This window comes from Sulfurimonas sp. (assembly GCF_034005705.1).
Classification (GTDB): Bacteria; Campylobacterota; Campylobacteria; order Campylobacterales; family Sulfurimonadaceae; genus Sulfurimonas.
Map to the genome: position 1 here is coordinate 161,762 of NZ_JAVEUF010000003.1, position 11,827 is coordinate 173,588.

The window sequence follows — 11,827 nt, forward strand, 5'->3', positions numbered from 1 at the left end:
TACAAAGCGCAAAAAAAGCGCAACTACTCAATGATCTTAGGAACGACGAAAAAGCCGTCCTCGCTAAGCGGCGAATTTTTAAGTATGCTCTGGCTTATCTCTGTATTGCAGCGCGGAGTGTCTTCTCTTAAAAATGTCGCATCATCGCTCATTGCAAATTTGTCGTCTACGCTATCGGTGTTTAGCTCGCTTAAATTATCAACAAAGCTTACAATCTCCGAGAGCTGGTTTATGATCTCTTCTCTTTTATCATCCGAGACTTTTAAAAAAGATAATTTTTCCAATCTCTCTAACAGTTTGTCATCTACTTGCATCTACTATCCTCTACTCTTTTGGGCGGCGTTACATCTGCCCTTTTGCAAGATTGTAGCAAAAAAAATCTATCTATTTGATGAAACTTTAACAAACTATGCGATATTATTTTGAACTTTTGGTAAATTATTGATTAAAAAGGAATATTTTTGAGTCTAAAAGAGAATATAAACATGGTTAAAGAGGAGTTGAACTCCGAAGAGAAGTTTTTTGAAAAAGCGGTGATGACCGAGAAATTCGTAAAAAAATATAAGAACGTCATGATAGCTTCCGTAGTCGCGGTAGTTCTGGTTGTAGGAGCGAATTTCGCATACAACATGAACGAAGAGGGCAAGGTTCTAGCCGCAAACGAGGCACTCTCAAAACTATACTCAAACCCAAGTGACGCTGCCGCTCTCTCAGAGCTTAAAAGACTCAGCCCCGATCTGCATGACGTATGGCTCTACTCACAGGCAATCTCAAATAACGACACAGAAGCGCTTAAGGCTCTAAAGAGCTCAAATGCGATGATCATAGGCGATCTGGCAAAGTATGAACTTGCAGGCGATCCTGCTTCTCTTGAGGAGTATGCATCAAAACAAAATGCGATCTACAGAGACCTCGCACTTGTAAAGAGTGCCGTGATGCTCTTAAATGAGAACAAGGTAGAAAAAGCAAAAGCGGTGCTTTCAAAGGTCTCTGCAGAGTCGTCTCTCAATGAGCTTGTGTCTGTTCTTAAACATTATGGAGTGAATTAATATTTTGAAAATTTTATATATAGCGATAATCACATCCATGCTATTTGCATTTAGCGCGTGTAGTTCAAAAGAGGTCTTTAAACCGACAGATGTAAAAGATGACTGGGAGTTTTGCGGAGGCAGCGACGTAACTATCGAGGGAGTTGCGGCGGATGCAGCACTCGTTGAAGATAGAAAGGTCATGGTAAAGGGCAGAGTAGTTGATATAACCATCCCTGAGGACCAAAAGCTTTTAGGATACAGCGACGGATGGATAATGAGCGCTGACATTGACGGAAACCTGACAATTGCCTATGCGACGGATAGCAAGATGGTCGAGAAGTTCAGTTTAAAGAGAACTATAGCTACAGCCGGGATAAAAGATGACCTCTTAGCGGTTCTTTTTTCGAACAACGAGATGGCGCTCTACTCAATAGCCGACAAATCGCTTCTTTTAAAAGAGCAGGGCAACGCTCCGATAGTTGTGAACTCAAAGATCATAAAGCCATTTATCAGAGATGATTTAGTGATTTTTTCAACACTTGACGGAAAAGTGGTCATTATAAACTCACAGACCAAGAAGAAACTAAGAACGGTCATAGTAAGTTCCGAAGAGCACTTTAACAATGTCATCTATTTCAATCTTTTAGATAACAAGATAATCGCAGCTACAGGTAATAAACTGCTCTCTCTTGGACAAAAAGAGATCAGGTCCGATCTTGACATAAGAAACGTTGTCTCAGATAGTAAAAACATCTTTATAGCCACAAAACAGGGCGAGATAATATCTCTGAACTCAGATCTGCAGAAAAATGCCTCTGTTAAGTTTCCTTTTGCACACTTTTTGGGGATGATAGTCCACAATGATAAGCTCTACGCTTTGGAGAAAGAGGGTTATATCATCGAGCTTTCAAAAGACCTTTTGGAGCATGCCGTTTATGATGCGTGCATAGATGAGGGGTATGTCTATATTGACGGAAAGATATTCTTTGTGGATGATGAGTATATCTCGGTAGAGTAAGCGATGTCAAATGAGCTGGAGGCTTTTATAGAGTATGTAAGCGTTATAAAGGCTCTAAGTAAAAAGAGCGTTCAGGCTTACAGCAGTGACCTCTCGGCATTAGAGCAGACTCTGGGCAAGCCGCTTATAGAGCTGGACTCTGCGTCGCTCTTTAGCGCTCTTGGCATCTATAAGAACAGAAGAACGCTCAACAGAAAGCTCTCCTCCGTAAATGCTTTTTTTGATTTTTGCTACAAAAACAGATTTTCAGATAAAAAAACAAAACTAAAATTCTCAAAAATACCCAAACTGCTTCCTAAGTTCCTCTCCTACAAAGAGATACAAAACGCTCTGGATCTTATTGACAAAAGCACAATTACAGGACTTCGTGACTACGCACTCATCCTTTTTTTATATGCTACGGGCACAAGGATAAGCGAATGTCTGGCTCTAAAAAGAGAGGATATTGAGGGCGAATGGCTTCATGTAAGACACGCAAAAGGCGAGAAAGAGCGAATGGTTCCAATCGCAAAGGTCGCTATTAAAGCTCTGCAGAGTTACTTAAATGAGAAGAAGAGAGATGACGGAGTTGTCTGGTCAAACTACAAAGGTACAAGACTCAGCCGCATCTCCGCATACAAGATCACTCAAAAATACTTGGGAGTATCTCCTCACGTTCTGCGTCACTCCTATGCGACCTCTTTAATATCGGGCGGAGCAGACCTGCGTGTCGTTCAGGAGCTCTTAGGGCACGCTTCTCTTTTGACTACGCAGATATATACGCATATTCAGAGGCAGGATCTCAAGGAGACCGTTGAAGTGTGTCACCCTATGGCAAAAGAGAGCTTATGAACCGAGTTAAGAACAGTTTTTTCTCCAGAGAGTTTTTGGAATCGCTCTTTTTTGTGCAAAACAAGTGGCATCAGCATGGAGTTTTGGTGCATACTCTTCGGGTTTTATACTACATTTTAAAAGCTAGAGAGTTTAGATTTTTTGCGGCTGGAGTTCTTCATGACATAGGCAAGCCTTGCTGTGCATATAAAAAAGATGATGAGGATGTTGAGTTTGGCGAATACAGCTTTACGGACCATGAAGAGAGAAGCTACGAGATAATCAAAAATTGGCCTTTTATAAGTGATTTTACGAAGCAAATAGTTCGTTACCATTACCTCATAAGGGACATTAAAAAAAGCAAAGAGGAAGATATGCCCAGATATGAGAGTAAAAAAAAGATATGGGATAGTTTGGATATGAGCCTGAAAAAAGATCTGGAGAGATTCTTGATGTATGATGATATGGGAAAAGGAAAAAAAAGAAGATGAAAAAGTTTACTCCTGTTTTAATATTAGTTCTGTTCGTTGCAGTTTTATCGGCAATATTTTTCTCTTTGGCGTCAGGCAAAAGGATGATAGTCGTAAAGGATGGAAACCTAAATCAGCTCCCTATTGAGATGGAGGTTGGCATCTACCAGGACAGCGATTGCGGAATGGTCATCGATGATCTGCAGGATGCTTCTCAGGTTGTCATAAAGAGCGGCAGAAGCTGGTTCTTTCACGACCACGGCGGATTTGTCAAATGGCTTGAAGACAAAGAGTTTAGAGACAGCGCAAAGATCTGGGTTATGAGCAGAGATACGAAAAGATGGATAGATGCAAAAGAGGCTTTTTACTCAACTACAGACGATACTCCTATGGGTTACGGCTTTGGCGCTTATGAAAAAAATGCGCAAGGATTTGTTGATTTTGATACAATGCGTCTTAGAGTTTTAAGAGGCGAGACCTTGCAAAATCCTGCAATTAGAAAACAGCTTTTGGGAAAATAGAAAAATAGATATGGAAACCGTAAATATTTTAAGCATTATCAGCATCGCTTTTTTAGGCTCGTTTGGGCACTGTATCGGGATGTGCGGCGGCATAGTCTTGGCATATTCTACAATAAAGATCGATCCCAAAAGCTCGAAAGTCTCACAATCAACCGCTCATCTTCTCTACTCGCTTGGCAGGGTGTTTACCTACTCTGTTTTGGGTGCGATTTTTGGAGCACTCGGCGGAGTTGTGACCTTTAGCAATACCGCAAACGGCGTAATGCTAATTGTGGCGGGTATAGCTATGGTCTTGGCGGGTCTCTCTCTTATGGGAAAGATAAAGTTCCTAACCCTTATAGAGCACTCTTTCTCTTCATCACCGCTCTATAAAGATATGTTTAAAAGGGTTTTAAACTCAAGGTCAAACTTCAGTTTTTTTACGCTCGGGATGCTAAACGGTCTTCTTCCATGCGGGTTCGTATACTTTTTTGCCATAACTGCGGCAAGTACGGCAAGTCCGTTATACGGTGCTTTAGTTATGGCAATATTCGGTCTTAGCACTATTCCTGCAATGTTTTCGCTTGGGTTTTTGGCATCGCTCTCAAGTGCTACTAACTTTAGAAATATGATGATGAGCTTATCCTCGTTCGCGGTGATAATCTACGGTATATATACTCTTTATAACGGATATGACTATATAGCCAGAGCTGAAAAAACATTGACAGAGTGTCACACTAACTGAATTTTATTTTTAACCTGCTATAATAGATGCTAAAAAAAAGGGTGTCAACTTTGAAAAGTTCAATTATTGATAGCATAAAATCACTTCCCCCTCTCTCTACCACAATAATGGAGATAAACAGAATTTATGCCGATGAGAACTCGACTATAAAAGATATGGCAAAAGCGATAGAACATGACCCTATGATAATTGCCAATATTCTAAAAATAGCAAACTCTCCGCTTTACGGGTTCGGAAGAGAGATAAAAAATGCCGCTCAGGCTGTGAGTCTCTTTGGAATGAACATGACCCGCTCCATAGCGATAGGAAATTCGATCAAAAAACTTTTAAATGTTGATATGCAGCCTTACTGTATTACATCTGAGGAGTTTGCAAAAATATCTTCGCTTCAAGCTGCATTGATGTTTGGCTGGTACAAAAAAGTTGACAGACGCAAAGCGGAAGATCTCTATCTTGCAGCCTTTTTGCAAGAAACCGGAAAAATTCTCATAGCAAGCGAAGTGATTCAAAACGATGAGACTATCAGTTTTGCGAGCGAGATCGAAAACTCCAACAATATTGCGATGGTCGAGAAAGCCTACTCAAATGCAACGTGTGGAGAGGTTACGGCGCTTGTCTTTAAGCACTGGGGATTTGACTCTAACTTTATAGATATGATAAAGTACTCAGACAACCCTGCAGAGGCTCCTGATAGCGTAAGAGAGTATTCTACTGCTCTAAATATAGTAAAAACGGTAGTTCCGGTAAACAAACCTTTCTCGGATATGGCTATAAATTTCGGGCTTAAAAAAGCTGCAGATGCGGGCTACGATACCGCTCTTTTAGAAGATGCTATCTCTCATATCACGGATAAGTCAGAGGAATGAGCAAAACCGTTACCATAATCGATACGTTCGGCTTCTTTTTTCGCAGTTTTTACGCTCTTCCGCAATATCTCAAAAACAGCCAAGGGTTTCCTACGGGACTCCTGACGGGCTTTACAAACTTTATCTCCACTCTTCAAAAGCAGCATGACAGCGACTACCTTATCTTTGCCATCGACTCAAAAGGTCCTACTTTTAGAAACGAGATAGACACAAACTACAAAGCACACAGGGTTGCTCCGCCGGAGGAGCTTATGATGCAGCTTCCGATCGCTATCGAGTGGATAGACAAGATGGGGTATAAGACTCTAGGACGCGTCGGTTATGAAGCGGATGACATAATCGCAACCGTTGTGCGTTTTGCAAAAGAGAAGGGTTACAACGTAAGGGTAGTATCTCATGACAAGGATCTCTTTCAGCTCATAGATGACGGAAAAGTAGTGCTTGTTGATGCCATAAAGAAAAAGGTTATGGATGAGGATGCCTGCTTGGAAAAGTACGGCATATCTCCAAAGCAGTTCATAGATTATCAGGCTATTTTAGGCGACTCTGCAGATAATATCCCCGGCGTTAAAGGGATAGGAAAAGTAGGGGCCGAGAAGCTTTTGGTAGAGTACAAAACTCTAGATAACATCTACGCAAACATTGATGAGATAAACCCCCCCGGTATAAAGAAAAAACTCATCGAGTTTAAAGAGGATGCTTACAGGTCAAGAGAGCTTGTCACTCTAAAAGAGGATGCACTGGATAGTTTTGACTTTGAAGATTACAAGATGGATGTCGAGCACCCTTTTTTAAACATCTATGACGAGCTTGTAAAGTATGAACAAAACGCAATACTCAGAACTCTGCAGGCAAAAAAGATGGTCAGTGACGAGACGCACCAAAGGGCGGTCGAAAAAATAGAGACACAGATACAGAGCGATAAAAAATTTGACTTTAAGGCAACTCTCATAACTGATGAGAAGGAACTTAATAGAGTTCTTGGCTCAATAGATAAAGAGAGTGTTGTCGCATTTGACACGGAGACGACAGGGTTAGATTACGAGAACGACTCTCTGGTGGGTTTTAGCTTTAGTTTTGACCATAATGAAGGGTTTTATGTTCCTATTGCCCACTTTTACCTCGGAGTACCCCAGCAGATAAGCCGTGACGCGGCGGCAAAAGCGATAAAGAAGATATTTGAGTCGAAGGTCGTCGGGCACAACATAAAGTTTGATCTCCATTTTGTCTGCAGATTTTTACAAGAGAGTAGAGTGGATATTTTTGCAGACTCTATGATACTTGCGTGGCTTGTTGATCCTGAGGGCGCTCTCTCTCTAGACAAACTCTCGGACAAGCTTTTAGGTCATCAGATGCTCTCTTATAAAGATACGGTAAAAAAAGGTGAGACATTTGCGGGTGTAGCCATTGAAGACGCTTGCAAATATGCAGCAGAAGATGCCGTAATAACTCTGAAGCTTTATCATCTTCTTTTGGAAAAATTAGAGCTTCAGGGTGCGAAGCATCTTATCAAAGAGGCAGCAGAGGTCGAGTTTCCTTTTATTCAAACGCTTCTTGCGATGGAGAGAGAGGGAATAGCTCTTGACAGTGCCTTTTTAAAGAAGTTTCTGGTCGAGGTCAAAGAGACTCTTAATGAGTTGACAAGCAAGATATATGCTTTGGCAGGCAGAGAGTTCAATATCAACTCTACGCAGCAGCTTGGCGTTGTGCTTTTTGAGGAGCTGGGTCTACCTACCGGCAAAAAGACAAAAACGGGATACTCTACAAATGAGCAGGTGCTAAGTTCGTTAAAGGATGAGCATGAGATCATTCCATACCTGTTAGAGTACCGTGAGGTCTATAAGCTCTTCTCTACCTATATCGAGCCTCTGCTCAAGCTTGCAAGCGAAGATAAAGAGGGGCGTATCCATACCTCTTTTGTGCATACGGGAACGGCGACGGGAAGACTTAGCTCAAAGAACCCCAACCTGCAGAATATCCCTACAAGAACAAAGCTTGGCACAAAAATAAGAGAAGCGTTTATCGCACCGAAGGGTAAAAAACTTATCGGCATAGACTACTCCCAGATCGAGCTTAGACTTCTGGCACACTTTACTAAAGATGAGGTGCTTGTAGATGCTTTTAAGAGTGATAAAGATATTCACCGCCAGACCGCGGTCGCTCTTTTTGGCGAAGATGAGGCGGATGCAAAAAGAAATATCGCCAAAACTGTCAACTTCGGTCTTCTTTACGGAATGGGACAGAAAAAACTATCCGAGACTCTTGGCATAACCACAAAAGAGGCAAAAGAGATAATAGAGAAGTACTTTAACAGCTTCCCGAGTGTCAGAGCCTATTTCCGCCTTATAGTAGAGGATTCAAAAGAGATGGGATATGTCGAGACTCTTTTAGGGCGCAGAAGATATTTTGACTATAAAAACGCTTCGCCTATGTTTAGGGCAGCCTATGAGAGGGAGTCTGTAAACTCCGTTTTTCAGGGGAGTGCAAGTGATCTTATAAAACTGAGCATGAACAAGATACACAGGGCTATAGAGGATGAAAAACTTGACGCAAAGATGCTTCTTCAGATACATGACGAACTTATCTTCGAGGTTGATGAAGATAAAGCGGACTCTTTGGGAGAGAGATTTAAAGAGATCATGCAGAGCATTATGGAGCTAAATATCCCGCTAAAAGCCAGCCTGAACATCGGAGATAACTGGAGCGAGTTAAAGTAGCCTCAGATGTTAAAACAGTATAAAGAGGCAATTGAGAAGAGCAATATAATCTCAAAAACGGATGTAAACGGAATAATCACATTTGTAAATGACGAGTTCTGCGCTATCAGCGGATACTCAAAAGATGAGCTTATCGGCAGAAACCACAACATCGTAAGACATCCTGATGTGCCGAAGGAGAAGTTTGCTCTTCTTTGGGAGACCATAAAAAACAAGAACATATACAAAGATACCGTTAAGAACCTTGCAAAAGACGGCACCGCATTCTACGTAAATACTACGATCATTCCTATCCTTGACGAGAGCCAAAATATAGCCGAGTATATAGCCATTAGATACGACGTGACAAAAGAGATGCTTCTAAGAGAGGAGCTTATAAAAAAAGAGGCTGAGTATGAGGAGCTAAACAGAAGTTTAGAAAAGAGGGTCGAAGAGCAGACAAGGGAGCTCAAAGAGCTGAACCAGACCCTTGAAGAGCGTGTCCAAGAGGAGATAGCAAAGAACGAAGAGAAGCAGCGTATGATGTTCTGGCAGTCACGCCACGCAAGTCTAGGACAGATGCTCGCAAATATCGCACATCAGTGGAGACAGCCGCTAACAGAGCTCTCTTTGGCGATGTTCAATATAAAAAAAGCGCTTCAAAACAGCAATGAAGAGGATGTCAACAAGTTCTATCTTGAGAGCAAACATATTATACAAAATATGTCACAGACCATAGATGATTTTACAAACTTCTTCTCTCCGGATAAGGAGAAGTACTATTTCAATATAAGCGAGAGCATAAAAGAGTCGCTTGTCCTTTTGGAAAATATGATAAACGATGAGATGATAACCATCAAGACCGATTTTGAGGATATTGAGGTTCTGGGCATTACAAATGAGCTCACACAGGTCATTATAAACTTAATAAACAACTCAAAAGATGCTTTTATCCACAACAGTATTCTTCTTAGAGAGATAGCCATAACTACAAAAAAAGAGAACTCTTTTGCCGTAATCGAGGTGCAGGACAATGCAGGTGGAATAGCCAAAGAGAACTTAGAGAAGATTTTTGAGCCCTATTTTACGACGAAACACAAAAGCCGAGGAACGGGCTTGGGGCTCTTTATGTCAAGGATGATCTGCGAGCAGGGGCTTGGCGGCACGCTTGACGTCAAAAGTAAAAAGAACACTACGACATTTAGCATAAAGATACCGGTGAGATAGTATGAAAAACAGAGCGCTAAAAGAGATAAAAGTTCTACTTGTAGAGGATGAAGAGAATATCGCAAGGCTTTTAAAAGATGCAATAGGAGATAATTTTCACAGCTTTATAGTGGCTGTTGACGGTGTCGAGGGGTTGGAGTTCTTTAAAAAGATAAAACCGGATATTGTCATCACGGACATCATGATGCCGCGTCTCTCAGGACTTGATATGGCAAAAGAGATAAAGCAGATGAGCCCAAATACACCGATAATAATACTTAGTGCATTCAGCGAGAAAGAGAAGTTATTTAGCGCCATAGATATAGGAATAACAAAGTACTTCTTAAAACCATTTGACCCTGATGAAGTTTTAGAATACATAGGAACTATTACCCCAAAACTTGGAAAAAAAACTATTAAACTGGGTGAGGGATTTGTCTTTAATAAAGGCAGTGGTTCGCTCTATAAGAACGAGAGATATGTGCCGCTCTCTAAGAACGAGACAAAGTTCTTAGCTCTTTTGCTTGAAGGGAAGAACAGAGTAGTTGATGATATGGAAATAAAAGAGAGCCTCTGGGGCGAAGACGTAAGCGATGAGAGAGTAAGGACCTTTATTAGAAGATTTAGAGCCAAGACCTCAAAAAAATTGATAAAAAACGTAAAAGGTGTCGGCTACCAGCTCTCTTTTAACGAAAGTTAGTTCTCTCTATCTTTGGTTTATAGCGCGGGTCTTCACCCTCTATGGTCCATAGTTTTTTGCTAAGATAACTTACAGCGTCATGAAAATTCTCATCCACATGCTCCCAGAAATCAAGCTCTGCAAACTCACATTTGAGAAGCTCTTTTTCATGCTCAAAACTCTGGATGCTCTCCAGTTTAGGCACGGCAATAGCATTGTTCGTCTCCAAATTTGCCAAAACCCATAGCGAGAGGAACTCTTCGCTGCAGTGTACCAAGACGTTGCTTGCATACTCTTCAAAATCTCTGTATCTACTAAGTTCAAAGAGTTTTATGAGAAGCGATACCGTCTCATTCAGGTGAACGAATGGAACCATTGAGAAGAGCTGGCGTCCGACAGACTCTCCATTTGAGTGCAGGGCGCCTAGAAATATTCTAGCACCACCTTCGGTATCCCCAAAGTTGTTCGTCTTAAGGCCTATTAGACCGATGTCTGTGTGTCTATGTCTGCCGCAACCTTTTGCACAGCCAGAAAATCCGACCTGTATGCGGTGCTCGTTTATCTTATCAAGTGGAAGGTAAGAAGTCTCATCCTTGATGCTCCAAACAGCGTATGGGCAGAGATTTCCGGCACAAGCGACAATCGTCTCGCTGAGAGCTTGCGATTTTAGAGGCGAAGAGGGCTCTTTTAGTCCCAGAAGATAGATGTTTTGATCTATCCCGAATCTTATCTTGAGGCTGTTTTTCGTAGCAAAGTCGGCGATCTCTTTTATTTCGTCTGTTTTAAGTCTTGAAAAATCTGTCTGGTAACAAAAAGCGTATGTTCCGTCTTTGAGTTTGTGAAATTCACTAAACTCCTTTTTCTCAAGTATCAATTCGCCTTGGCTTTGAAACTCTTTTTTATACTCTTTTTGGATGTGAGCCTTTAGTCCATCCATCCCAATATCTTCGATCATATGAAAGATGCGTGTTTTAGCGCGTGAAAAGCGTGAACCGTGAAGATAAAACGCTTCTACAAAAGCTTTGAAGAAATCAAACACTTCATCTTTGAGTAAAAATATATCTGCGCTCTTTGCGACTTCGGTGTTTTTTCCGCCCATATATACGTTAAATCCGAACACACCCTCTTTTTTAGCAAGAGCAAAGTAGATGTCATTTGCAAAAAAGGAGGTTACGTTCGCACGATTGCCGGATATTCCGACCGATACTCTGCGTGGAAGCATCCCCACATAACGCGGATTTTTTATGATGTAGTCGTGCATCTGCATAACTATAGGGTAAGCTTCTATCTCGCTAAACTCTCCGCATCCATCGTAAGGGTCTGTCACTATGTTTCTGACATTATCGCCAAAGCTCTGCCATGTGGTCACTCCAAGAGCGTTTATGCGTTTATGGATATCCAATACATCATCTACATCTACGTCATGAAGCTGTATGCCCGATCTTGCCGTGAGTATAATACTCAGGTCATACTCATCTACGATGTCGGCTATCTTTTGAAATATCTCGGCACTGAGCTCTCCGCCCGGGATGCGTATGCGTATGGTAAACTCATCCTCTAGAAAGTTGGTGTTGAATATCCCAAAATCTTGAAGATAAAACCTGTCAGCTTCATTTAGGCTTTCGAAATCTATATTCTCGAAATCTTTGTAGTAGTCAATCGGTCTTAGTTGAGCTTTATAACGCTCTCTTTTGTTCAGCTTGTTTTCCATGCCTGTATTCTACCTAATAGTTAAAATAAATTCTCTTGATATTGGTCATTTTGGGTTGTTGCAATTCGTATTCTTTTTCTAGTTAGAATATGAAT

General features: G+C 41.3%; 12 protein-coding genes. 10 read left to right on the top strand and 2 right to left on the bottom strand.

Annotated elements, in window-relative coordinates; all coding sequences use genetic code 11:
- Positions 1-23: 23 nt before the first annotated feature.
- On the bottom strand, positions 24-314 hold the full coding sequence (gene gatC / locus RBR61_RS03515) for an Asp-tRNA(Asn)/Glu-tRNA(Gln) amidotransferase subunit GatC (RefSeq protein ID WP_320342128.1): 291 nt from the start codon (positions 312-314) through the stop codon (positions 24-26).
- A 147-nt stretch (positions 315-461) separates the two neighbouring features.
- Between gatC and RBR61_RS03520 the strand changes: the two genes are divergently transcribed.
- The 10 genes from RBR61_RS03520 to RBR61_RS03565 are packed head-to-tail and all read left to right on the top strand — an operon-like array spanning position 462 to position 10,042.
- Positions 462-1,049: a hypothetical protein gene (locus RBR61_RS03520; protein WP_320342129.1), complete on the top strand. Its 588-nt coding sequence runs from the start codon at positions 462-464 to the stop codon at positions 1,047-1,049.
- Positions 1,050-1,053: 4 nt separating this feature from the next.
- Positions 1,054-2,049, top strand: coding sequence for a hypothetical protein (locus tag RBR61_RS03525; protein WP_320342130.1), 996 nt, complete (start codon positions 1,054-1,056; stop codon positions 2,047-2,049).
- 3 nt (positions 2,050-2,052) lie between these two features.
- On the top strand, positions 2,053-2,880 hold the full coding sequence (locus tag RBR61_RS03530) for a tyrosine-type recombinase/integrase (protein ID WP_320342131.1): 828 nt from the start codon (positions 2,053-2,055) through the stop codon (positions 2,878-2,880).
- The gene (locus RBR61_RS03535) at positions 2,877-3,350 is read left to right on the top strand and encodes an HD domain-containing protein (protein WP_320342132.1); all 474 of its coding nucleotides are present in this window, start codon (positions 2,877-2,879) and stop codon (positions 3,348-3,350) included. Before RBR61_RS03530 ends, RBR61_RS03535 begins: the two co-directional genes overlap by 4 nt.
- On the top strand, positions 3,347-3,850 hold the full coding sequence (locus RBR61_RS03540) for a hypothetical protein (protein ID WP_320342133.1): 504 nt from the start codon (positions 3,347-3,349) through the stop codon (positions 3,848-3,850). The genes RBR61_RS03535 and RBR61_RS03540 overlap by 4 nt, the downstream gene beginning before the upstream one ends.
- Before the next feature lie 10 nt (positions 3,851-3,860).
- Positions 3,861-4,574, top strand: coding sequence for a sulfite exporter TauE/SafE family protein (locus tag RBR61_RS03545; protein ID WP_320342134.1), 714 nt, complete (start codon positions 3,861-3,863; stop codon positions 4,572-4,574).
- 50 nt (positions 4,575-4,624) lie between these two features.
- Positions 4,625-5,440, top strand: coding sequence for an HDOD domain-containing protein (locus RBR61_RS03550; protein ID WP_320342135.1), 816 nt, complete (start codon positions 4,625-4,627; stop codon positions 5,438-5,440).
- The gene (gene polA, locus RBR61_RS03555; RefSeq protein ID WP_320342136.1) at positions 5,437-8,157 is read left to right on the top strand and encodes a DNA polymerase I; all 2,721 of its coding nucleotides are present in this window, start codon (positions 5,437-5,439) and stop codon (positions 8,155-8,157) included. The genes RBR61_RS03550 and polA overlap by 4 nt, the downstream gene beginning before the upstream one ends.
- Positions 8,158-8,163: 6 nt before the next feature.
- Positions 8,164-9,363: a PAS domain S-box protein gene (locus RBR61_RS03560; protein WP_320342137.1), complete on the top strand. Its 1,200-nt coding sequence runs from the start codon at positions 8,164-8,166 to the stop codon at positions 9,361-9,363.
- A 1-nt stretch (position 9,364) separates the two neighbouring features.
- The gene (locus RBR61_RS03565; protein ID WP_320342138.1) at positions 9,365-10,042 is read left to right on the top strand and encodes a response regulator transcription factor; all 678 of its coding nucleotides are present in this window, start codon (positions 9,365-9,367) and stop codon (positions 10,040-10,042) included.
- Here RBR61_RS03565 and RBR61_RS03570 read toward each other — a convergent pair.
- Entirely contained in the window at positions 10,029-11,732 is a 1,704-nt protein-coding gene (locus RBR61_RS03570; protein WP_320342139.1) for a nitrite/sulfite reductase, read from the bottom strand. The two genes, RBR61_RS03565 and RBR61_RS03570, sit on opposite strands and share 14 nt — an antisense overlap.
- Positions 11,733-11,827: the final 95 nt, after the last annotated feature.